Here is a 23,480-nt window from a genome sequence, read left to right on the forward strand (position 1 = left end):
TGTCACGGTAGGCGCGCATTCTACCCCTGAAACGCGCGCCCGGCACGCCTCTGCTGCCCGATGGCTGGCGTCGCGCCACAGATGCCCGCCCACTATCGACGATGACGCGCCGGCGAAGCTGCACTTACAATGCGCGGACCTTTTGCCTCGGCCCGCCCATGGACATCGACCTCGCTCGCACCTTCCTCGAAATCGTCCGCCACGGCAGCCTCGCCGCCGCCGCGCAGAAGCTCTTCGTCACGCAAACGGCGATCACCGCGCGGGTACAGAAACTCGAAAGCCAGTTGGGCAGCACGTTGTTCGTGCGCAACCGCGCCGGGGCGAAACTGACGCCCAATGGCGAGGCTTTCGTCGTCTACGCCAATCAACTGGTGCAGACCTGGGAAGCGGCGCGCCGCGATCTGCCGCTGCCCGAGGGCTATCACAACGTGCTGCACATCGGCGGCGAAGTCAGCCTGTGCAACCCGCTGATGCTCAGTTGGGCTGCCGAACTGCGCGAGAAAATCCCCGGGCATGCCCTGCGCATGGAAATCCGCGACGGCGAAAACCTCCTGCGCCAGCTCGAACTCGGCGTACTCGATGCGGCGCTGGTCTATCAGCCGGAATACTGGCCGGGCCTGCAGGTCGAGCAAGTGCTGGAGGAAAAACTGATTCTGGTGCGTGCGCCCGAGCGCCCGGATCCTTACGTCTATATCGATTGGGGCCCGGATTTCCGTCGTCAGCACGACGCCGCCCTGCCGGAAAAAGCCAAGGCTGCGCTGAGTTTCAACCTCGGCCCGCTGGCCCTGCAATACATTCTCGAACACGGCGGCAGCGGCTATTTCCGCACCCGCGTCGTGCGCACCTACCTGGAGAGCGGCGCCCTCGAAGCCGTGACCAAAGCCCCGGAATTCAGCTATCCGACTTACCTGGTGTACTCACGCGACCGCGACTCGGCGATCCTGCAACAAGCCTTTGACCTGCTGCGCGAAGTGATCAAGGCCGATGACGACTGGTCGCAGCGCTGGAACCCGTTGAGTTGAGGCGGCTGCTTTACACCGGAACATGGCGTATGTGACCTCAAGGTCCGGCCTGCACAAACGGCCGGATCGGCTAATCTGCCGGGTATAACCACAATACCGACAGGTGATTGCAGTGAGGCAGACCACCGAGGCATTTCGCAGCCGCTACCGCGCGGCCATTCATCCGCTGTACAACCCGTGGCTGCATGGCGCTTTTGTGCTGCTGTTCGGTGTGTTGGCCATCGGCGCGTTCTGGAGCAGCGTGCACCAGGTCAACTGGCTGGAATGGCTGACAGTGCCGCTGACGCTGTTGTTCTTCAACTTCGGCGTGTACACGGTGCATCGCCATCTCGGCCATCACAAAAAAGCCTTTGCCAAACTGTTCTACGCACGCCACGCCGGCGACCATCACAGCTTTTTCACCCCCGGCCACATGACTTACGACAGCGCTCGCGACTGGCGGGTGATTTTGTTTCCGGCATGGCTGATCGTCGTCCACACGCTGCTGATCACTTTGCCGTTGTGGTGGCTGTTCGCGCAGTTCAACGGCAACGTCGCCGGGCTGTTTGGCGGTTGCATGGTGCTCGGTTACCTGACTTATGAAGTGTTTCATGCCGGCGAACACCTGCCGCCGAGCAACCCGCTGACGCGCCTGCCGTGGATCCGTCAGATGCGCCGCCTGCACGAACTGCATCACCGTCGCGAGCGCATGCAGGAGCGCAATTTCAATATCGTCCTGCCGTTGATGGACTACCTGTTCGGCACCCTGTACTGGGAACCGGAGCCCGCCCCTTTGAGCTATTCGAGAATGCCCATGACCCGCATGCAGCACCAGATCGATATCGCCGGCGAACCGGTTGCCGTGCTCGCCTACGCGGCCAGCGTCAGTCGCTGGCCGGAATGGCACCCGTCGTCCTTGCGAATCGTCGGCGCACAAGGTCCGCTGCACGCCGGAGCGCATTTCGAAGAGGACATCAATGCTGGCGGACGCGAAGGTCATTTGCGCTGGGAAGTCACGGAGTACCTGCCCGGCCGACGCTGGTGCGCGCGGGCTCAGGGCGATCATGGTTTGTCGTTGCTGCTGACTTACGAGTGCGCGGCCGAGGCTGGCGGTACGCGGTTTGTGCGCACGCTGGATTACCGCTTTGACGGCCTCGGCATGCGCATTGCCAATCAGTTGTTGCTGAAGCGGCGCATCGATCGCGAATCGGCCGCCTCGATGCTGGCGCTGCGCGACATGGCCACGCAATACCTGGCTGCGGCGAGGGCCAGCGCGTGAGGCTGCGGCATGTTTTTTTGCTGCTGATCATTATCGTCATCGCGTTTTTACTGTTGATGCCGACCAGAGTCGAACCGGTGGCCTGGACGCCGCAGCCGGCACCTTCGTTGACGGCGGGTGTCTACGCCGAAAACCAGCGCCTCAAAGCCGTGGCGCAGGTCGGGCCGGGCGATATCGAAGGCCCGGAAGCGTTGTTGCTGGAAGAGGACTTCCTGATCACCGGCCTGCATGACGGCCGACTGATTCGCACCAGCCTCGACGGCACGCAGCGCAAGGTGCTGGCCGATACCGGCGGGCGGCCGCTCGGTCTCGCGCGCCATCCCAACGGGTTGCTGGTGATTGCCGATGGCGTCAAAGGTTTGCTGTCTCTGGATGCTCAGGGACAGTTGATAGCGCTGACCAAGAGTGCCAATGGCGTCGACTTCGGTTTTACCGATGACGTCGCCATCGATAAATCCGGGCATTACGCCTATTTCAGCGATGCTTCCAGCCGCTGGGGCTACGGTCATGACGGCGAGGCCATCATCGAGCATGGCGGCGACGGGCGCCTGCTGCGCTATGACTTTCAGAGCGGTAAAACCAGCGTGTTGCTGGACAAGCTGGAGTTCGCCAACGGCGTGACCCTCGGCCCGGATGACGCCTATGTGCTGGTCAATGAAACCGGCGCCTATCGCATCAGCCGTTACTGGCTGAGCGGGCCGAAAGCCGGCACCCATGATCTGTTTATCGACAACCTGCCCGGGTTGCCGGACAACCTCGCGTTCAATGGCAGCAACCGTTTTTGGGTGGCGTTGTATGCGCCGCGCAACGCCCTGCTCGATGCCACTGCCGGGCACCCCTTCGTGCGCAAGATGATTGTGCGGGCGTTGAGCGTGCTGCCGAAACCGGTGGAGAAGCGCGGGTTTGCGCTGGGGCTGGATCTGAACGGCAAGGTGATTGCCAATCTGCAGGATGCGAGCAGCGGCAATTACTCGCCGATTACCACGGTGCGCGAGTATGGGCAGTGGTTGTATTTCGGCTCGCTGAAGGCGACGCATATGGCGCGGATGCCGTTGGATGCGGCCCTTGAGTGAGCCAACGGATTTTATGTTGCATGGGCGGATGCCATCGCGAGCAGGCTCACTCCTACAATTGAAATGCGATCCCCTGTAGGAGTGAGCCTGCTCGCGATAGCGGTCTGTCAGTTGCTGGACTTGTCAAACTTGTCCGGATCTTCGTCTTCCGGCAATTCCTCATCCCGCTCTTCAGGATTGGCCGTGGTATGCGCCGGGCTGTTGGGTTCGGAATGGGTGGGAACCGGGTCGAATGCGCCCTGCTCTTCACTGGGGAATTTGGGATCGTTCATGAGGCACCTCGCAAAGAGCCAGTATAGGAAGACTCTGTACATTCGAGGTGCCGGTCGTGGGCGTCGTTCCAGTCAATTCACCACCGGGAGTCGGTGGCGCGACTGGCGGTCAGGTACGGGCCTGCAGTTGCTCGACGATCTTGTCTTTGACTTGCAAGCGCTTCTCTTTGAGTTTTTTCAGCGTGTCGTCGCTGGGCGCATCCGAAGTCGCCGTCTCGGCCTTGACGACGTCGGCGTCTGCCTGGGAATACTTGTTGATCAGTGCGTCCAGATGTGGATCCGCGGTGCGTTTTTGCTGGATCTCTTCCTTCGTCAGTTTCAAATCCTGTAACAAATCATGGGTCACCGGCATGGAACACCTCCGTCAGTTGATCGGCAGCCAACGCGACCGATGCGCTGGCCAGTTATCAGAATGGCCTCGGTTGCCCGGTTCTGTCGACCACCTGTCAGACCAGCGGTGTCCGTTCGTCGCCCTGTCGCAAATGCGATAAAACCTTTGTTCGCGCAATTCCCTCCATTGCATAACACCCATAAAAACCTGCGTGGAGATACACCAATGGACGGATTCAAACTGCGTCATCTGGTTCTGGCTGTCGCTTTGAGCAGCGGCATGGGCAGTGCTTTCGCCGCCACTGACAACGATTTTGTCGATAACGCCGCCGCCGGCGGGATTGCCGAGATCGAAGCGAGCCGTCTGGCCCTGGAAAAAAGTTCGTCAGCCGACATCAAGGCTTTCGCCAACATGATGATCACCGACCATGGCAAGGCCAACGACGAGCTGGCCAGCATTGCCAAGGCCAACGACATCGAAGTCCCGGACAGCACGACGCTGGTCAAGCAGGCCAAGGAAAAGATCCTCGACATGCGCGATGAATCCTTCGATGCGGCCTACGCCAACAACCAGGTCAAGGCCCACGAAGAAACCATCGAGTTGTTCAAGAAACAAGCCAACACCGTGACCGACGACAAGGTCAAAGGCGCCACCGAACTCAAGGGCTTCGCGCAGAAAATGCTCCCGGGGCTGGAAAAACACCTGGCGGCAGCGAAAGAGCTGCAAGCCAAACATCCGAGCAAATAATCCCTCTGTTTCGTCACAAAAAAGGCCGCATCCTCGGATGCGGCCTTTGTTTATCTGCGCAAATCAACCGCCATCGGTATCGATATCCGCATCCGTCTCCTCATCCGGGCTGGCCCGGTCAGGCTGCGGCTTGAAGCCCGGACTGAACTCGTTGTCGTTGTCCGTGTGCCGGTTCTTCTGATCCACCGCCGGATCGGCGCTTTGCACCTGATCGTCTTCGCCCTGTGGCAGGGTCGGCGCGGGTTGCCCCGGAACCTGCGGGTCAATCGCCGGATCATTGCGATTGATCGGCTCGGCGGATTGATTTTGCGGATTTTTCGATTGCTCGTTCATGGCCACCTCGTTCGTCAAAGCCAGCGCGACTGCAACCAGCCGGGCCTTGAAGATTCGAAGCCTGTATCGCGCCAACGTTCAAAACATCGCCGCTCGCCTTCTCGCCGACTAGAGTTAGCAAAGTCTTTCTTGCGCCAAATCAAAAATATCCGCGCCGGAAGGAACAACTATTTCAAACGGCAAATGTCATTGAATTCGCGCCGCTCATATTTTATCGATCGGCCCCCCATTCGCTACGGAGCAACAAGCACATGGCAGCACTGCAGAACAGCACCCTCGACGCGCTGAAAAAACAACAAACGCAACTGCTGAACGAATGGATCAGCGGCCTCGAAGCCAGCGGCGCCACGCGCAACCTCAAGGATCACGACATCCAGCAACAGACTACCGAGTTCCTGCAGCTGGTGGTCAGTGGCATCGAGAACGACAATGGCACCAACATCGGCGCACCGGGATGGGAAAGCACCCGCCAGTTTCTCGAAAAGCTCTCGCACAGTCGCGCCCTGCTCGGCCAGGACTCGCAACAGACCGCGAGCTTCATCTTTGCCCTCAAAGGCCCGCTGTTCAATCTGCTGCAAGCGCACTACAAAGAACAACCGGCGTTGCTCGCTGAACAACTCTGGGAAGTCTCGGAGCTGCTCGATGCATTCGGCCTGCACACCATCCGTACTTTCCAGAAATCCCGCGAGGCGGTGATCAAGCGTCAGCAGGAAGAACTGCTGGAACTGTCGACCCCGGTGGTCAAACTGTGGGACGGCGTGCTGGCGCTGCCGATGATCGGCACCCTCGACTCACAACGCACGCAAGTGGTGATGGAGTCGTTGCTGCAACGTATCGTCGACACCGGTTCGGAAATCGCCATCATCGATATCACCGGCGTGCCGACCGTTGATACCCTCGTCGCCCAGCACCTGCTGAAAACCGTCACCGCGATCCGCCTGATGGGCGCTGACTGCATCATCAGCGGCGTGCGCCCGCAAATCGCGCAGACCATCGTCCACCTCGGCCTCGACCTGCAAGGCGTGGTGACCAAGGCCAATCTGGCCGACGCGCTGAAACTGGCGTTGACCCGCCTGGGTATCAGCCTCGTCAAGACGGTTTAAGCATGGAACGTATCCCGATTCTTCAAATGGGCGACTTCCTGCTGGTGACCATCCAGGTCGACATGCATGACCAACTCGCCCTGACCCTGCAGGACGACTTGTCCGAACGCATCAGCAAAACCTCGGCGCGCGGGGTGTTGATCGACATCTCGGCGCTGGACATGGTCGACTCGTTCATCGGCCGGATGATCGGCACGATTTCCGGCCTGTCGAAAATCATGGACGCCGAGACTGTATTGGTCGGTATGCAACCAGCGGTCGCGATCACCCTGGTTGAACTCGGTATGACCCTGCCCGGCGTCAGCACCGCCCTTAACGTCGAGCGCGGGATGAAACTGCTGCGGGAACGAGTATTGCAACAATGACCGTGCGCAGTAGCGGTACTCAACCCATTCATATCGAGCAAGACGTGGTGCTGGCGCGCCAGACTGCGCGCAAGCTGGCCACCGAATGCGGCATGCGCCTGATCGACTTGACCAAAATGGTCACGGCCGTCAGCGAACTGGCGCGCAACACCATGGTTTACGGTGGTGGCGGCGACATGGACTGGCAAATTCTCGATGAGGACCACAAAGTCGGTCTGCGCCTGACGTTTCGCGATGAAGGCCCGGGCATTGCCGATATCAAACTGGCGATGACCGACGGCTGGACGTCCGGCAGCGGCATGGGGCTGGGCCTGACCGGTGCGAAACGGCTGGTCGAAGAGTTCGAACTCGACACCGAGCCCGGCAAAGGCACGCGCATAACGATCACCCGATGGACATGAATATCGTTGGGTCGCTGACCCAGGTTCTGCCGATCGAAGACAGCAGCCAGATCGGTCATGCCCGCCGCACCGCGCAGCAACTCGCCGAACAGCATGGCTTTGATGAGCGTGATGCCGGGCGTGTCGCTTTGGTCGCCACTGAACTGGCGAGCAACGTGCTCAAACACGCCACGCACGGCGAACTGCATCTACGCGCATTACCTCGGCCCGCCGGTTTCGGCATCGAAATGCTCGCAGTCGATCGTGCGCAGGGTTTTGATCTGCAGGCGTGCCTGGCCGACGGGTTTTCCACCGGCGGCACACAAGGCATCGGCCTCGGCGCGATATCGCGGCTGACCGAGGTGTTCGATGTCTACGCCGATGCCCGTGGCGCGGTGTTGTTGGCACGCCTTTACCCGCGCACCGACCGCGAACCGGACATCCGCTATGGCGTCAGTCAGCATTCGTTGCACGACGATCCGGCGTGCGGTGACGTCTGGTACCTGGCGTATGAAGGCGCCAGCATCAGCGCCCTGGTGATCGACGGCCTCGGTCATGGCGAGGAAGCCGAGCGCGCCGGTCGCGCCGGGGCGAAAGCCTTTGCCCTGACGCCGTTTGCCGATCCGGTGATGTTGATGGAAGACATGCACCGCGACATGATCGGCACCCGTGGCGGCGCCGTTGCGTTCACCCAGTTCGACGGCCGGCGCGATAGCCTGACGTTCGCCGGTGTCGGCAACATTGGCGCCAGCCTGATTGCCGCCGACAAATCGCGCGGGCTGGCCTCGCATCCAGGTATCGTCGGCGTGCAATACCGAAAAGCCCGGCCCTTTGACTATGCTCACGTGAACGGACATCTATTGATCATGTACAGCGACGGCTTGCAGTCCCGTTGGAATCTACAAGACTACCCCGGCCTGGTGCACCGCCATCCCGCCGTGATAGCCAGCGTCCTGCACCGCGATTTCAGTCGCGGGCGTGACGATGCAACGGTGCTGGTCGTTGCCCTGGAGGCCGCCCATGGCTGAGTCGCCCATTTTGAGCAGCGCTGAACAGACCGCGCTGATTGCGCAGTTGCAGAGCGAAACTGCGGCCCTGCGCGAAGAACTCGATGAGACCAATCAGGGCGTGCTGGCCCTGTACGCCGAACTCGACATACAGGCCGAAGAGCTGCGCCAGGCTTCGGACTTGAAGAGCCGTTTCCTGTCGTACATGAGCCATGAATTCCGCACGCCACTGGGTTCGATCCTGAGCATCAACAGCCTGCTCGCCGATGAACTCGACGGCCCGCTCAGCCCGGAACAGCACAAGCAGGTGGCGTTCGTCAGCACGGCGGCGCGCGAGCTCAGCGACATGGTCGATGACTTGCTCGATCTGGCCAAGATCGAGGCCGGGCGCATCACCATCTCACCGGCATGGTTCGACATGTTCGACCTGTTTTCCGCGTTGCGCGGGATGTTCCGGCCGATTGTCGATGCGAGCGCCGTCGACCTGATTTTCGAAGAGCCGATCGGCCTGCCGCGTCTGTACACCGACGACAAGAAACTCGCGCAGATCCTGCGTAATTTCATTTCCAACTCGCTGAAGTTCACCACCCGTGGCGAAGTGCGGGTCTCCGCACAGCTTGAAGGTGCGGATAAAGTGCGCTTTGCCGTCAGCGACACAGGAATCGGTATCGCGCCGGAGCTGCATGGCGCATTGTTCGAAGACTTTTCCCAGGTCGACTCGCCGTTGCAGAAACGTCTGCGCGGCACCGGCCTGGGCTTGTCCCTGTGTAAACGCTTTGCCGCCCTGCTCGGTGGTGAAGTCGGGCTGGAAAGCACGCCGGGGGTCGGTTCGACCTTTTTCGTGATCATTCCGCTGGCGATCGCTCTGGAGAACGTCGATGAAACGTGACATCCGCCTGTTGATCGTCGATGACAACGTCGCCACCCGCTACGCCCTGCGCCGTCGTCTGGAACGCCACGACTATGAAGTACTCGAAGCCGGTACCGGCAGCGAGGGCCTGGCGCTGATCGAGAGCGAGCCGCTCGACGCGCTGATCCTCGACGTCAATCTGCCGGACATGAGCGGTTTCGACATCGTCCGTATCCTCCGTGCTGATATCCGTACCGCCCTGCTGCCAGTGATTCACGTTTCCGCCGCATCGATCCAGACCGGCGATATCATCACTGGCCTCGACGCCGGCGCCGACGCGTACCTGATTCACCCGGTCGACGCCGACGTGCTGCTGGCGACCCTGCGCACCTTGTTGCGCGTGCGCGACACGGAAAACGCCCTGCGCGAGAGCGAGGCGCGCTTCCGGGAGATTTTCGCCAATGTCTCTGCGCCGATTGCGGTGCTCGATGCCAGTCTGAAAGTGCATGAATGCAACCATGCCTTCGCGCAATTGATACTGGACAACAGTGATCCGCAGATCCTCCGTGAATGCTTCGCCGACGAGCAAAGCGCAATCCTCAACGAACTGCGCCTGCGGCTGGTCGATGGCGAGCGCTGGAAAGGCACGCTGAACATGCGCCTGCAGGGCGAGATTCGCGAGACTGAATGGCAGATCTCACCGTATCGCACGCCGGAGCTGAGCCTGGTGTTCGTCGAGGATGTCACCGAACACCGCCACCGTGAGCGCTTGCATCTGGCCCGCCTCGACGACACCACCACGCAACTGGCCAAGGAAACCGCCGAGCGTGTGCGTGCCGAGGCGCAATTGCTGCAAGTGCAGAAGATGGACGCGCTGGGCAAGTTGACGGGCGGCATCGCGCACGACTTCAACAACCTGCTGACCGGGATCATCACCAGCCTCGAACTGATCCAGAAACGCATCGCCGATCAGCGCCTGGACAAAGTGCAGTTCTATACCGAGGCGGCGCTGAATTCGGCCATGAGTGCGGCGTCCCTCACCCATCGTCTGCTGGCGTTTGCCCGCCAGCAGCCGCTGGACACGCGACCGGTGGACATCAACGAACAGGTGCGCTCGCTGGAAGAATTGCTGATGCGCACCATCGGCGAACGCATCACTCTCAAACTCGAGCTGACCAGCAAACCGGCGATTGCGCTGGTTGACCCGGTGCAACTGGAAAGCGCGGTGTTGAACCTGGTGATCAACGCCCGCGATGCGCTGCCTGCGGGCGGCAATATCTGGGTCAATACCTACGCGGCTTACTCGCATGGCGATCCGAATCTGGCCGATGGCGCGTATGTGGCGCTGTCGGTGCGCGATGACGGCACGGGGATTGAACACAGCGTGATCGACAAGGTCTTCGACCCGTTTTTCACCACCAAACCGCTGGGCCAGGGCACTGGCCTGGGTTTGTCGACGATTTATGGTTTTGCCCGGCAGTCCGGCGGCGATGCGCATATTCGCAGCGTCGCGCGACGCGGTACCGAGGTGACCATCATGTTGCCGGCGACCAGCGATCCAACCGGCGCCGACATTCCGGCAGCGGCTATCGATCCGCAAGGCACCGGTGAGCATGTGTTGATTGTCGAGGACATGGCCTCGGTGCGCATGTTCGTCACCGAAGTGCTGGAGGACGCCGGTTATCGCTGCACCCAGGCGGCAGATATCGAAACGGCGCTGGAGCGCTTGCAGAACGATGCTTCGATCAATCTGCTGCTGACCGACGTTGGTCTACCGCGCATGAGCGGGCGCGAATTGGCGGATGTGGCGCGGGGCTGGCGTGAAGGCTTGCCGATCCTGTTCATGACCGGTTACGCGGAAACCGCGATCAATCGCCAGGTGTTTCTCGGCAGCGGCATGGACATGCTGGTCAAACCGTTCCAGATCAGCGAACTGCTCGACAAGGTCCGCCGCAGCCTCGACGGTAGTTAAAAGCCAAAGATCGCAGCCTGCGGCAGCGCCTACAGGTACTCATTCATCCCTGAGCTGCCGCAGGCTGCGATCTTTTTGCTGCTACCGTAACGCACGGGCCAGAAACGGCGCGGTCTTGCTCTTCTTGCTCGCCGCGACTTTCTGCGGTGTTCCCGCCACGACTATCCTGCCACCCTGATCCCCCGCACCCGGGCCGATGTCGATCACCCAGTCACTCTGTGCGACCACGCGCATTTCGTGTTCGACGACGATCACCGTATGCCCCGCCGTCACCAGCGTATCCAGCTGTTCGAGCAACCGGTCGACATCGCGCGGATGCAGCCCGGTGGTCGGTTCATCCAGCACATACAGCGTCGCGCCGCGCTGGTTGCGCTGCAACTCGGTGGCCAGTTTGATGCGTTGCGCTTCGCCGCCGGAAAGCTCCGTGGCCGGTTGCCCGAGGCGCAGATAACCCAGGCCGATATCGCGCAGCACCTCCAGCGAGCGACGAATCCCCGCCTGCTCGGCGAACACCGGCACCGCTTCATCGACGGTCAGTTGCAGCACCTGCGCGATGCTCAAGCCGTCCCAGAGGATCGCCAGGGTCTGCGGGTTGTAGCGCGCGCCATGGCAGGTCGGGCATGGCGCATACACGCTGGGCATGAACAACAATTCAACGCTGACGAACCCTTCGCCCTCGCACGTGGCGCAACGACCCTTGGCGACGTTGAAGGAAAACTGCCCGGCGTCATAGCCTGCCGCCCGTGCTTCGGGCGTCGCGGCGAACAGCTTGCGCACGTTATCGAACAACCCGGTGTAAGTCGCCAGATTGGAGCGTGGCGTGCGGCCGATGGGTTTCTGATCGACCTGCACCAGACGCTTGATCGACTCCAGCCCCGCCGTGACCTGGCCGCTGCTGACCTGCGGCGCATCGTCCTCAAGGCTGAGTTCTTCCGGTTCCGCCTCAACGGTCGGACGCCCCAATTGCGCACCGACCAGCTCCAGCAACGCCTGGCTGACCAGACTCGACTTGCCCGATCCGGAAACGCCCGTCACCGAGGTGAAACAGCCCAAGGGAAACTCGGCGCTGAGGTTATTCAGGTTATTGCGCGTGATGCCGTCGAGTTTCAGCCACGCCGTCGGTTGACGCGCTGTGCGCTTTTGCCGTGAGGTTTCGGCGAACAGATAGGCGCGGGTCTGCGATGCGTCGATCCCGGCCAGTCCCGCTGGCGGGCCGCTATACAAGACCTGACCGCCCTTCTCGCCCGCCGCCGGGCCGACGTCGATCAACCAGTCGGCACGGCGCATGGTTTCCAGATCATGCTCGACCACGAACAGCGTATTGCCGTCAGCCTTGAGCCGTTGCAACGCCTCGAACAGCGCCTCGCCATCGGCTGGATGCAAACCGGCGGAAGGTTCGTCGAGTACATAGATCACGCCAAACAGTTGCGAACCCAATTGCGTGGCCAGCCGCAGCCGTTGCAACTCACCGGACGACAGCGTCGGCGTGCTGCGCTCCAGCGCCAGATAGCCGAGGCCGAGATCGGTCAGCGTGCTGACGCGCTCGAGCAGATCCTCGGCAATGCGCTGCGCCGCCAGGCGTTTTTCCAGCGACAGGTTGGGCGTGTGCCGCACGTCCGGGGCACTGGCGTGGCCACTGGCGCCATGGGCCAAGCGCTGCTGGCGGGCTTCGCGGGTTTGCGCGTGGCTCAGGGTTTCCCCGCTTTCTTCGGCATGCTCCAGGTAACTTTGCGCCGCTACCGGTTTCAACACTTCAGCCACTTGCAGCAACGGCATCTGCGACAACTCGCCAATGTCGTAGCCGGCGAACGTCACTGACAACGCTTCGGGCTTCAGGCGCTTGCCATCGCACAACGGGCACGGGCTGCCGAGCATGAACTGCGAGACGCGCTTCTTCATCAGCGCACTTTGCGAATGGCTGAAGGTGTGCAGGATGTAGCGCCGGGCGCCGCTGAAGGTGCCCTGATAGCTCGGCTCCAGCTTGCGTTTGAGCGCCTCGCGGGTTTCTTCCGGGGTCAGCCCGGCATACACCGGCACGGTCGGGGTTTCTTCGGTGAAGAGAATCCAGTCGCGCTGCTTTTTCGGCAGTTTCTTCCACGGGATGTCGACGTCAATGCCCATGGTCACGAGGATGTCGCGCAGGTTCTGGCCCTGCCAGGCCAGCGGCCAGGAGGCGACGGCGCGCTGACGGATGGTCAGGTTCGGATCCGGCACCATCAGCGCTTCGGTGACTTCGTAAACCCGACCCAGGCCATGACATTGCGGGCAGGCGCCTTGTGGCGTGTTCGGCGAAAAGTCCTCGGCGTACAGCATCGGCTGCCCCGGCGGGTAACTGCCGGCGCGGGAATAGAGCATGCGGATCAGGCTCGACAAGGTAGTAACGCTGCCTACTGATGAGCGCGTGCTCGGCGTGCCACGCTGTTGTTGCAGGGCCACGGCGGGTGGCAAGCCTTCAATGGAGTCGACATCCGGCACTCCGACCTGATCGATCAGGCGCCTGGCATACGGCGCTACTGATTCGAAATAACGCCTTTGCGCTTCGGCATACAAGGTGGAAAACGCCAGCGAGGATTTGCCCGAACCGGACACCCCGGTGAACACCACCAGCGCATCGCGGGGGATGTCGACGTCGACATTCTTCAGGTTGTGTTCACGCGCGCCCCGGACCCGGACCATGCCGGCGGGCGCTTTGGAATTACGCTTGGAAGTCATTGGCGGGCCTTGATCAAAAAACTGAAATCGAGCACCAAACCTGTGGCGAGGGAGCTTGCTCCCGCTGGGCTGCGAAGCGGCCCCAGACTTGACTGTTGGAGTGAGGTGTCGGGTTTTACGACCGCTGCGCAGCCGAGCGGGAGCAAGCTCCCTCGCCACAGGGGATTGAGGTGCACCCAGTCATGCACTGAGCACCGCACGAATCATCTGCAACATCGCCTCTGGGCTGTACGGTTTGCCCAGCAGATGCGTGTCGGGACTCAACTGGTGATTGCGCGAAATGATGTCGCGGGTATGCCCGGAGGTGAACAGCACCGGCACCGGCGGCGTTTGTACTTTGGCCCAGGCAGCCAGATCGGAGCTTTTGATCAGGCCGGGCATGACCACGTCAGTGAAGATCAGATCCACCGCAACGCCTTCCAGCAACATCTGCATCGCCATGTCGCCATTGGCGGCGGTCAACACCTGATAACCCTCTTCGCGCAGCAACTCGACTGCCGAGGCGCGCACCGCTTCGTTGTCCTCGACCACCAGAATGCTTTCGTGGCCGCCGTTCTGCTGCCTCTGCAGGTGGGGCGATTCATCCAGAACCGGGCGCAAACTGCGCGGGAAGTACAACTGCACCCGCGTGCCCTCACCAACCGTGCTGTCAATCTCGACGTGGCCGCCGCTCTGTTTGACGAAGCCGAAAACCATGCTCAAGCCCAGCCCGGTGCCCTGGCCGTCGGCCTTGGTGGTGAAGAAGGGTTCGAACACCTGCTCGAGAATCTGTGGCGCAATACCACCGCCGGTATCACTCACCGCGACCCGGACAAACTCGCCGGGGACGATGCCTTTGCCGCTGCAAAACTCGCGGTCGAGCGGCACGTTGGCGGCGCTGAGACCAATGGTGCCCTCGCCTTGCATGGCGTCGCGGGCGTTGATCGCCAGGTTGAGAATGGCGTTTTCCAGTTGATTGCGGTCAACGTTGATGTGCCACGGCACCGGCGGCAGCTGCACATCGATCTGAATGGTTTCGCCCAGCGCGCGCTGGAGCAATTCGCCGACGCCTTCGAAAATCTGCTGCGGATTGCACACCGCCGGCGACAGCGGTTGCCGACGGGCGAACGCAAGCAGTTGCGAAGACAGCTTGGCGCCACGCTCGACCGCCGCCAGCGAGGCGCTGACGCGGCGCTGCACATTGGCATTTTCCGGCTCATGCCGGGCCAGTAAATGCAGATTGCCGGCAATCACTTGCAGCAGGTTATTGAAGTCGTGCGCGACGCCTCCGGTGAGACCGCCAATGGCTTCGAGCTTCTGCGACTGGCGCAGTTGCTCTTCCGCTGCCAGCCGCGCCTCGACTTCTTCGGCGACGCGCTGTTCGAGGTTGCGGGTAAATCTGAGCAGGGATTCTTCAGCGTTCTTGCGCTCATGGATGTCGATCAGCACGCCGGGAAAACGCAGCGGCTCGCCGTGCTCGTTGAATTCGCAACCGCCGCTGGCCAGCACCCACAGATAACTGCCATCGCTGCGCCGGACGCGGTATTCGGCGTTGTACGGCTCGCCGGTCTGCACCGAATGGGCAACGCGCTCCTGCACCCAGGCGGAGTCGTCGGGATGAATGCGCGACTCGGCGATATCTTGCCGCAGATTGCTCAAGTCCTGGTCGGGCGGATAGGAGAACGTGCGGGCGAAACGCTCGTCGGCCGACAGCGTATTGTTCTTCACGTCCCAGACGAACGAACCGAGCAAAGCCCCGGCATTCAAGGCCAGGCGCACCCGTTCGTTGTCGGCGCGATAAGCATGTTCGGCGGCTTGGCGCAGGCGTTCGGAATGCATGAATTCGGTGGTTTCGACCACCATCGCCATGACCCCGGCGGGCATCCCGTCATCATTCGCCACCGGGCTGTAATACAGATCCATCCAGACGTCTTCAGGCACGCCATCGCGCAGCAGCACCAGCTCTTTATTGCGAAACGACAACGTGCCGCCGGCCAGACAGGTATCAACCACATGCCGGTTGAACTCGGCGACTTCCGGCCAGCCCAGTTCTACCGGTGAACCGAGCAGATACGGATGCCGACCACCGGCAAATATCGAGTAGGCGTCGTTGTAGATCATGTAGCCGGAGCGACCCCAGAGCATGACCATCGGCAGCGGCGACGCGAGCATCAATTGCACCGCACTGCACAGGCTGGCCGGCCAGCTATTGAGCGGACCGAGTTCGGTAGGACTCCAGTCGAACGCACAAATACGCCCGGCCATCTCGCCTTTCCAGCCGTCACAACCGTGGCTATCGGATAAAAACTGCATCGTCTGACTCAGTGTCCTGTGCTGATTGCCCGGTAATTTACGACGCCAATACAACACGACGCCCGTCTGTTTCGAGCGTCTTGCGTCGTATTGGTTTCATATGAGGTATAGCCGATTTCATCCCCGTCCGGGGACTAGACCCCGATCAGGTGCTTGAGCGGGTGGTAGCCAGTTTTCATCTTCGCGGCGACGTCGAGAATGGCCTTCTCGATACCGTTCAGGTGCATGCAGGTCAGTTCGATGGCAGCGCTCTGATTGCCGGCCTCGATGTACTCGATCAGGCGTAAATGTTCATCGTCGCGGCAGGCTTCGTGACTGTCGTCATCCAGCGCGGCGGCATACAGCGAGGCGCGCGAAATCAGTTTCTGGAACCAGTCGAGCAACACCGGATTGTTCAGGCTGCGCGCCAGTTTGATGTGGAACTCGCCGAGCAGATGGATCAGCCGTTCGTGGTCACCGGCAGCATGCGCTTCGTCTTCGAGCAGCAGGTGTTCACGCAGATCCTGCATCGCGGCAGTGTCCTTGCGGCGACACAGTTCGGTGACGATGCCGATCTCGATCAGCCGGCGGGTTTCGAACAGCGAACGAATCTCTTCGTTGCTCGGCAACGACACCGATGCACCTTTATTGGGCTCGGTGGTGACCAGCCCATCGGCCTCCAATTGCTTCAATGCAGCACGCACCGACGTGCGGCTGACATTAAATAATTCGGCCAACGAGGCCTCGCCCAGTTTCATTCCCGGGCGCAACGAACGCTTGCTGATCGCCTCGTAAACCCCTTGGTAGACGCGGTCGACCGTGGTTTCCAGTTTCTTCTCGGTCATTCAAACACTCCTTTGGCGTCAGGCAACCTGCCCCTGGCGATGCACGGCCATGGAAAAAGGGGGTTGCACACGCAGATTAATCCGGGTATTTCTAAATTGCATTCAGATATTGCATACAATAAATAGAGGATTGCACCATTATGGGTCAACCAATAGCAATTGAAGTGCGCAACGTCTCAAAACGCTACTCCGAGGATCCTGGCCTCGCGCCGGCCCTCGACAATGTCTCGGTAAACATCGCCGACAATGAATTCTTCACCCTGCTCGGCCCCTCGGGCTGCGGCAAAACCACCTTGCTGCGGACCATCGCCGGCTTCGAACACGTCAGTGAAGGCGAGATTCGCCTGGCCGGCGAACCGGTCAACGATCTGCCGCCGTTCAAGCGTCGGGTCAACACGGTGTTCCAGAGTTACGCGCTGTTTCCGCACATGAGTGTTGCGCAGAATATCGCCTTCGGGCTCGAGATGCAGGGTCTTGATCGCAAGTTGATCCCCGAGCGCGTCAACGAGATGCTCGCGCTGGTGCAAATGGAGCACCTGGCCGCGCGCAAACCGGCCGAACTATCGGGTGGCCAACAACAGCGCGTGGCTCTGGCTCGGGCCTTGGCGCCGAAACCGAAAGTGCTGTTGCTCGACGAACCGCTGTCAGCACTCGACTTGAAGCTGCGCAAGGAAATGCAGGTCGAACTCAAGCGTGTGCAGAAAGAAGCCGGAATCACGTTTATCTTCGTCACCCACGATCAGGAAGAAGCGCTGACCCTGTCCGACCGCATCGCCGTGATGTCGGCCGGCAAGATCCTGCAGATCGGTACGCCGACCGATATCTACGAGCAGCCGAAACACCGCTTTGTCGCGCAGTTCATCGGCGACATCAACTTCCTCCCCGGCCAGCTCAAGCACGGCGAACACAACGAAAAACTCTTCGTGCCAAACGGCATGCCGATCGAAATCCCTTGTCAGCAACAGAGCTTCGCCGGCAGCAGCGTGCAACTGGCGTTTCGCCCGGAGCGTTCGCAACTGGTCGATGCCAGCCAGCCGCATCACCTGCGCGGGGTGATCGAAGCGGTGCTCTATGTCGGCACCGCGACGCTGTACCAGTGCCGGTTGAACAACGACATCAAGGTCATGCTGCGCGAAAACAACGAAGGCCTGAACCGTGGTCGCGCCGTCGGTGAACGCGTCGCCGTGCACCTGCCGCCGCACGCCTGTCTGTTGATGGAGGCCTGAGATGAGCGTCAGCAGCACTTCCCCCGCTCTCAACCGCGCGCTGTTGCTCAGCCCGGTGGTGTTGACCCTGCTCGCCCTGATCGCCATTCCGCTGGGGATCATGGGCTACATCAGCTTGCTGCCGCGCAACACCTATGGCGGCGTCGACTGGCAAGCGCAATGGCAATTGCAGAGTTACGTGCAGCTGTTTTTCCAGGAAGGTTTCGATGGCGAACTGGAGCTGAATTGGGTCTACGCCCAGGCGCTGTTGCGCTCGGTGCTACAGGCCGGCGGCACCACCGTATTGTGCTTTCTGCTCGGTTTTCCGGTGGCGTTGTGGATGTCGAGCCTGACCCCGCGCCGGCGCAACCTGATGGTCTTGCTCATCACCATTCCGTTCTGGACCAACCTGCTGATCCGCAACTACGCGTGGCTGATCATCCTGCGCGAACACGGCTGGGTCGCGCAAAGCCTCAACGCGCTGTTCCCGAGTGCCGGCGGCATCACCCTGCTCTACAACGATTTTGCGGTGAGTGTCGGTCTGGTCTACAGCTTCCTGCCGTTCATGATTCTGCCGATCTATTCGACGCTGGAGAAACTCGACTGGCGTCTGGTCGAAGCCGCTTACGACCTCGGCGCCAATCGCTGGCACGCGTTGCGGCGGATCATCCTGCCGCTGTCGATGCCCGGCGTAATTGCCGGCGCGTTGCTGGTGTTTGTGCCGAGCCTCGGCGCCTTCATCACCCCGGCGATTCTCGGCGGCGGCAAGACACTGATGATCGGCAACCTGATTCAGCAACAGTTCGGCACGGCGCGTAACTGGCCGCTGGGCAGTTCGCTGTCGTTCCTGTTGCTGGCGATTCTGCTGGTGTCGCTGGTGCTTTACGCGCTGTACAGCCGCCGTGCGGCGAAGACTATCCATCGGGGGGCGAAAGCATGATTTCCCTGCACCTGAAAAAACTCCCGGCAACCCGCGAAATCAGCCTGCTGATCCTCGCTTATCTGTACCTGCCGATTTTCGTGTTGATCGCCTACAGCTTCAACGCCAACCGTTCGGCGACGGTGTGGACCGAGTTCTCGTTTGCCTGGTACGGGCGGATTCTGGCCAATCCGTCGATTCAGACGGCGGCGCTGAATTCGATCATCGTCGCGACCCTCGCCATGGCCTGCGCCACAGCGATTGCGCTGCTCGCGGCGCTGGCCACTTACCGGCCGTTCTACGGGCAGAAAATGGTCGAGGGCGGGATCAACCTGCCGCTGATCCTGCCGGAGATCGTCACCGCTGTGGCCACTCTGCTGCTGTTCATGGCGCTGGGCATCAAGCTCGGTTTGCTCACGGTGATCGTCGCGCATATCGGCTTCTGCATTCCTTTTGCCTACTTGCCGATTCGCGCGCGCCTCAACGATCTCGACAAGAGCCTGCTGGAAGCGGCGAACGATCTCTATGCCAATCCATGGCAGGTGTTCCGTCGCGTGACCTTGCCGCTGTTGTGGCCGGCGGTGCTGTCCGGTGCGGTGCTGGCGTTCGTGGTCAGCCTCGACGATTTCATCATGACCTTCTTCGTCGCCGGCCCCGGTTCGACAACGTTGCCGGTGTACATCTTCTCGGCGATCAAGGCTGGCGTGACCCCGGAAATCAACGCGATCTCGACGTTGATGCTGGTGATCTCGATTGTTCTGGTGGTGCTGGCCTTCTGGCTGGGCCAACGCGGTAAACAACCATAAATCTGGAGCGCTCTCATGAAAGTCAAAAGCCTGCGTTTGGCAGTATCCGGTCTGGCCCTGAGTTGTTTCACCGCGTTCGGCGCTTACGCCGTCGAGCCGAAAGAGCTGTTTTTCTACAACTGGACCGACTACTACCCGGTCGATCTGCTGGCCAAGTTCGAGAAGGAAACCGGGATCAAGGTGACCATGGACGGCTACGACAGCAACGAAACCCTGCTCGCCAAATTGCAGGCCGGCGGCGCCGCGTATGACGTGATCGTGCCGTCGCAATCGATCATGCAGACGCTGATCAAGCAGGACTTGCTGATGGAAATCGACACGCCGACCCTGAGCAATTTCCAGTACGTGAAGGGACCGTTCCGTGATCCGAGTTTCGACCCTGGCCGCAAGTTCTCGGCGCCGTATCTGTGGGGCACCACCGGGTTTTCCTACGACAGCGCGCGGGTGCCGGGCGGCAAACTGGATGACTCGTGGAAGGAGTTCTTCGAACCGCGCAAGGAGCTGCAAGGCCAGCTCGCCGCGCTGGATACGTCGAGCAGCGTGATCAACGCCGCCAGCCATTACCTGAACGTCGACGAATGCAGCGAAAACCCGCAGGACGCCAAGCGCATTCTGGAGTTGCTGCAAAAGCAGAAGCCGTTTTTGAAGATGTACAGCTCCGACAACACCGTCGACCGCATGGCCTCGGGCGAGGTGATCATGATGCAGAACTGGAACGGCTCGACGGCGCGGGCGACGTTGCAGAAGAGCACGATCAAGTATGTCTATCCGCGTGAAGGCCTGGCGATGTTCCAGGACAACTTTGCCGTGCCGAAAAGCGCGCCGCATCCGGGCAACGCGAAGATCTTTATCGACTGGATGATGAAGCCGGAGAACGCCGCAGCGGTGTCCAACGCGATTGCTTACGCCAACGGGATTCAGAGCGATTCGTTGCTTGATCCGAAGTGGAAAGTGATGGACGCAATCAACATGCCCGACGAATACGCCTCGCGTTTGCGGCCGGAGAAGGAGTGCAGCAACAAGGCGCGGGAGCTGCAGGACCGGATCTGGTCGAAGCTCAAGGGTTGATCCGAGTCCGCTGCCCTCACCCTAGGTAGAGGGGACTGACCGAGGTGTCTTGCGACTTACGCCGACCTGATGAACCGAGTCGATTATGGATTCACAACTGAGCTTGCAAACCAGTCAGTTTTGGATTCACAGCCGGACGTTCAGGTCGGCGTACATCTTCAATATCCCCCATTCAGCCCCCTCTCCCTCCGGGCGGTCCGACGTTTCGGGAGGGCTAGGGTGAGGGTGAGGGAAAAAATTCAAAGAACACAGAGGTTGATATGACCCAGCCACACTGGCTCCGCAACGTGCGCCCCTACAGCGCCGCCGCCGAAGATCTGCTGATCGAAAACGGTCGGTTCACTCAACGCCGACCCGCTACCAACACGCCGCTGGCCGCCAGCGATATCGATGGCCAACATCAACTGCTTACCGCAGCCTTGGTCGAAAGCCACGTCCACCTCGACAAAACTCTCTACGGCCAACCCTGGCGCCCCAACAGCGCCGGGCCGACGCTCAAGGACTACATCAGTAACGAACGGCGCATCCTCCGTGAAGTCACCGCCCCCATCGCCGAACGCGCCGGCGCCCTGCTGGAAAACTGCATCGCCCGAGGCTCGCTGACCCTGCGTTGCCACGTCGACATCGACCCGGAATTCGGTCTGCGTCACGTCGAAGCCATGCAGCTACTGCGCGAACGCTACAAAGACCTGATCGACCTGCAACTGGTGGTCTTCCCGCAAACCGGGCTGATCAGCCGCCCCGGCACCGCCGAATTGATGCGCGAGGCGATGGCGCTGGGAGTGGAAAACGTCGGCGGGCTCGACCCGTGCGGCATCGACAACGACCCGATCGCGCAGCTGGATTTCGTCTTCAAACTCGCGGCGGAATTTGGCCGTGGCGTTGATATTCACCTGCACGACAAAGGTGAGCTGGGCCTGTGGCAGATCGCGCTGATCGCCGACTACACCGAGCGTTTCAGCCTGCAAAACCGGGTAATGATCAGCCACGCCTACTGCCTCGGCATGTTGCCGTGGAGCCAGGTCAAACCGGTCGCCGAGCGCTTGGCGGCGTTAGGCATTTCACTGATGAGTTCAGCGCCGGCCGACACGGCAGTGCCACCGTTTCTGGCGTTGCGCGAAACTGGCGTGAATGTCTGCCTGGGTTCCGACGGCATCCGTGATGCGTGGTCGCCGATGGGCAATGGCGACATGCTTGAACGGGCGATGTTGCTGGCGTTCCGCTTTGACCTGGGCAAGGACGATGAACTCGCGGCGGCGTTCGAGGCGGCCACGGTGAATGGTGCGCGGGCGCTGGGTATTGAGGATTACGGATTCGCACTCGGCCAGCGTGCAGACTTCTTGCTGATGCCGGTCGAAACCCTTGGCGAAGCCGTCGTCGCGCGGCCATTGCGGCAGGTCTATCGCGCAGGTGTTTTGATCGCCGAAGGTGGCCGCTTGCTGAGCAGCCGTCTGTGAAACGCATCGGTCTGCGCGCCAGCTGCGTGGTTGGCTTCGACGGCACGCAACATGTGCTGTGGCGCGACGGCGAAGTGGTCTTTGCCGGGGCGCGCATCGAGTTCGTCGGACGCGGTTACACCGGGCCGGTGGATCAGTGGATCGACTACGGCAACGCGTTGATCGGTCCCGGTTTCATCGACCTCGATGCACTCGGCGATCTCGACTCCACGGTACTGACGCTGGATAACGGCGACGAACGCGCCATGGGCCGCATGTGGTCTGCCGAGTACCTGGCGGCCGGCCCGCGCGAGACTTACAGCAGCGAAGAAGAAGTCTTCAAATACCGCTACGCCTTCACCCAGTTGATCCGCAACGGCATTACCACGGCAATGCCGATCACCTCGATGTATTACCGCGAGTGGGCGCAAACCTACGACGAATTTGCCGCCGTTGCCGAGGTGGCCGGCGAGCTCGGTTTACGCAGCTACCTCGGCCCCTGCTACATGAGCGGCATGAGTTATTGGCGCGCCGACGGCAGCCTCGGCCATCACTGGAACGAGGCGCGCGGGCTGGCCGGACTGGATGCCGCTGAACGCTTTTTCAAGGATTTCGACGGCGCACACCACGGCTTGATTCGCGGCGCACTGTTGCCTGATCGCATCCAGACCTGCACCCCGGCGCTGCTGCAACGCACCTCGGCGCTGAGCCGCGAACTGAACGCGCCGATGCGTCTGCATTGCTGCCAGGCACTCAGCGAAGTGGCGATGGTCGAGCAGTTGCGCGGGACTTCGCCGCTGGGCTGGTTGCAGCAACTGGATTTGCTCACCCCGCGCAGCTTGCTGCCGCACGGCATCTACACCACTGGCGATGATGACTTGCAGCGGGTGATCGACGGCGGCGCGAGCCTGGTGCATTGCCCGTTGGTGTTCGCCCGCGATGGCGAGGCGCTGAATTCATTTGGTCGCTACCGCGCCAAGGGCGTCAACTTTGCCTTGGGCACCGACACCTGGCCGGCGGACTTGCTGGAAAACATGCGCCACGGTCTGAACATTGCGCGGTTGATGGAGGGCGGATCTGCGCTGACCAGCAGTCTCGATCTGTACAACGCCGCCACTCTCGGCGGTGCGCGGGCGCTGGGGCGCGATGACCTCGGCCGCCTGGCCCCCGGCGCCAAAGCCGACATCACCGTGTTCAGCTTGCGCGGCCTGCATCTGGGGCCGCTGTTCGATCCTTTGAAAAACCTGCTGCTGGCCGGGCGCGGCGACGATTGCATCGCCAGTTACATCGACGGTCGTTGCGTGATGCACGACGGTCAGGTCAGCGGCGTCGACTACCCCGCCCTGCAACGCCAGGCACAACGCCAATACGAAAAACTGATGCGCAGCCACAGCGAACGAGCCTTTGCCCGACCGGACTGGAAAAGCCTGTTCCAGCCGGCCATTCCGTTCGCCGACGACTACAGCGCCGAAGCGCCGTTGAGCGCGATTGATCCACTTTCCTAG

General features: G+C 61.2%; 22 protein-coding genes. 16 read left to right on the plus strand and 6 right to left on the minus strand.

Going from position 1 to position 23,480, the window contains the following annotated elements:
* Positions 1–158 precede the first annotated feature (158 nt).
* From QOL84_RS06835 to QOL84_RS06845, 3 genes are all read left to right on the plus strand, one after another.
* Positions 159–1,022, plus strand: coding sequence for a LysR family transcriptional regulator (locus tag QOL84_RS06835; protein WP_283436678.1), 864 nt, complete (start codon positions 159–161; stop codon positions 1,020–1,022).
* 112 nt (positions 1,023–1,134) lie between these two features.
* On the plus strand, positions 1,135–2,280 hold the full coding sequence (locus QOL84_RS06840) for a sterol desaturase/SRPBCC family protein (protein ID WP_283436679.1): 1,146 nt from the start codon (positions 1,135–1,137) through the stop codon (positions 2,278–2,280).
* Positions 2,281–2,336: 56 nt separating this feature from the next.
* Positions 2,337–3,353 (plus strand): SMP-30/gluconolactonase/LRE family protein, encoded by a 1,017-nt coding sequence (locus QOL84_RS06845; protein ID WP_400772624.1) that lies wholly within the window; start codon positions 2,337–2,339, stop codon positions 3,351–3,353.
* A gap of 107 nt (positions 3,354–3,460) precedes the next feature.
* Here QOL84_RS06845 and QOL84_RS06850 read toward each other — a convergent pair whose 3' ends face one another.
* Both QOL84_RS06850 and QOL84_RS06855 read right to left on the minus strand, forming a co-directional pair.
* Positions 3,461–3,625, minus strand: a complete 165-nt coding sequence (locus tag QOL84_RS06850) for a hypothetical protein (protein ID WP_283436681.1) — start codon at positions 3,623–3,625, stop codon at positions 3,461–3,463.
* A 109-nt stretch (positions 3,626–3,734) separates the two neighbouring features.
* Positions 3,735–3,977 carry an HP1242/YdcH family protein gene (locus QOL84_RS06855; protein ID WP_129393195.1) on the minus strand — a complete coding sequence of 81 codons (243 nt, stop codon included), beginning with the start codon at positions 3,975–3,977 and terminating at the stop codon, positions 3,735–3,737.
* A gap of 204 nt (positions 3,978–4,181) precedes the next feature.
* On the opposite strand from QOL84_RS06855, the gene QOL84_RS06860 reads away from it, so the two are divergent.
* Positions 4,182–4,703, plus strand: a complete 522-nt coding sequence (locus QOL84_RS06860; RefSeq protein WP_129393192.1) for a DUF4142 domain-containing protein — start codon at positions 4,182–4,184, stop codon at positions 4,701–4,703.
* Between the two features lie 63 nt (positions 4,704–4,766).
* Here QOL84_RS06860 and QOL84_RS06865 read toward each other — a convergent pair whose 3' ends face one another.
* Positions 4,767–5,036 carry a hypothetical protein gene (locus tag QOL84_RS06865; RefSeq protein ID WP_129393189.1) on the minus strand — a complete coding sequence of 90 codons (270 nt, stop codon included), beginning with the start codon at positions 5,034–5,036 and terminating at the stop codon, positions 4,767–4,769.
* Between the two features lie 251 nt (positions 5,037–5,287).
* On the opposite strand from QOL84_RS06865, the gene QOL84_RS06870 reads away from it, so the two are divergent.
* The 6 genes from QOL84_RS06870 to QOL84_RS06895 are packed head-to-tail and all read left to right on the plus strand — an operon-like array spanning position 5,288 to position 10,713.
* The gene (locus QOL84_RS06870) at positions 5,288–6,139 is read left to right on the plus strand and encodes an STAS domain-containing protein (protein ID WP_283436682.1); all 852 of its coding nucleotides are present in this window, start codon (positions 5,288–5,290) and stop codon (positions 6,137–6,139) included.
* A gap of 2 nt (positions 6,140–6,141) precedes the next feature.
* On the plus strand, positions 6,142–6,504 hold the full coding sequence (locus tag QOL84_RS06875; protein WP_034155679.1) for an STAS domain-containing protein: 363 nt from the start codon (positions 6,142–6,144) through the stop codon (positions 6,502–6,504).
* A complete protein-coding gene (locus QOL84_RS06880) occupies positions 6,501–6,905 on the plus strand; it encodes an anti-sigma regulatory factor (RefSeq protein ID WP_003225570.1) in 405 nt (134 codons plus the stop codon). The genes QOL84_RS06875 and QOL84_RS06880 overlap by 4 nt, the downstream gene beginning before the upstream one ends.
* Positions 6,902–7,912: an ATP-binding protein gene (locus QOL84_RS06885; RefSeq protein WP_283438633.1), complete on the plus strand. Its 1,011-nt coding sequence runs from the start codon at positions 6,902–6,904 to the stop codon at positions 7,910–7,912. The genes QOL84_RS06880 and QOL84_RS06885 overlap by 4 nt, the downstream gene beginning before the upstream one ends.
* Complete coding sequence (locus QOL84_RS06890) at positions 7,905–8,780, plus strand: sensor histidine kinase (protein ID WP_129393183.1); 876 nt, start codon at positions 7,905–7,907, stop codon at positions 8,778–8,780. Before QOL84_RS06885 ends, QOL84_RS06890 begins: the two co-directional genes overlap by 8 nt.
* Complete coding sequence (locus QOL84_RS06895) at positions 8,770–10,713, plus strand: response regulator (RefSeq protein WP_283436683.1); 1,944 nt, start codon at positions 8,770–8,772, stop codon at positions 10,711–10,713. The genes QOL84_RS06890 and QOL84_RS06895 overlap by 11 nt, the downstream gene beginning before the upstream one ends.
* Positions 10,714–10,794: 81 nt before the next feature.
* Here QOL84_RS06895 and QOL84_RS06900 read toward each other — a convergent pair whose 3' ends face one another.
* The 3 genes from QOL84_RS06900 to QOL84_RS06910 form a co-directional block, all read right to left on the minus strand.
* On the minus strand, positions 10,795–13,425 hold the full coding sequence (locus QOL84_RS06900) for an excinuclease ABC subunit UvrA (protein ID WP_283436684.1): 2,631 nt from the start codon (positions 13,423–13,425) through the stop codon (positions 10,795–10,797).
* 180 nt (positions 13,426–13,605) lie between these two features.
* The gene (locus tag QOL84_RS06905) at positions 13,606–15,717 is read right to left on the minus strand and encodes a hybrid sensor histidine kinase/response regulator (protein ID WP_283436685.1); all 2,112 of its coding nucleotides are present in this window, start codon (positions 15,715–15,717) and stop codon (positions 13,606–13,608) included.
* A gap of 134 nt (positions 15,718–15,851) precedes the next feature.
* Positions 15,852–16,541: a GntR family transcriptional regulator gene (locus QOL84_RS06910; protein WP_007969663.1), complete on the minus strand. Its 690-nt coding sequence runs from the start codon at positions 16,539–16,541 to the stop codon at positions 15,852–15,854.
* Positions 16,542–16,681: 140 nt separating this feature from the next.
* Between QOL84_RS06910 and QOL84_RS06915 the strand changes: the two genes are divergently transcribed.
* The 6 genes from QOL84_RS06915 to QOL84_RS06940 all read left to right on the plus strand — a co-directional run bounded on the left by QOL84_RS06915 (position 16,682) and on the right by QOL84_RS06940 (position 23,480).
* Positions 16,682–17,767, plus strand: a complete 1,086-nt coding sequence (locus QOL84_RS06915; protein ID WP_283436686.1) for an ABC transporter ATP-binding protein — start codon at positions 16,682–16,684, stop codon at positions 17,765–17,767.
* A gap of 1 nt (position 17,768) precedes the next feature.
* Positions 17,769–18,686, plus strand: a complete 918-nt coding sequence (locus QOL84_RS06920; protein WP_129393168.1) for an ABC transporter permease — start codon at positions 17,769–17,771, stop codon at positions 18,684–18,686.
* Complete coding sequence (locus tag QOL84_RS06925; protein WP_283436687.1) at positions 18,683–19,471, plus strand: ABC transporter permease; 789 nt, start codon at positions 18,683–18,685, stop codon at positions 19,469–19,471. The genes QOL84_RS06920 and QOL84_RS06925 overlap by 4 nt, the downstream gene beginning before the upstream one ends.
* Positions 19,472–19,486: 15 nt before the next feature.
* Entirely contained in the window at positions 19,487–20,539 is a 1,053-nt protein-coding gene (locus QOL84_RS06930) for an extracellular solute-binding protein (RefSeq protein ID WP_283436688.1), read from the plus strand.
* A 260-nt stretch (positions 20,540–20,799) separates the two neighbouring features.
* Positions 20,800–21,996, plus strand: coding sequence for an amidohydrolase family protein (locus QOL84_RS06935; RefSeq protein WP_283436689.1), 1,197 nt, complete (start codon positions 20,800–20,802; stop codon positions 21,994–21,996).
* Entirely contained in the window at positions 21,993–23,480 is a 1,488-nt protein-coding gene (locus QOL84_RS06940; protein ID WP_283436690.1) for an amidohydrolase family protein, read from the plus strand. The genes QOL84_RS06935 and QOL84_RS06940 overlap by 4 nt, the downstream gene beginning before the upstream one ends.

Source organism: Pseudomonas helmanticensis (genome assembly GCF_900182985.1).
Lineage (GTDB): Bacteria > Pseudomonadota > Gammaproteobacteria > Pseudomonadales > Pseudomonadaceae > Aquipseudomonas > Aquipseudomonas helmanticensis.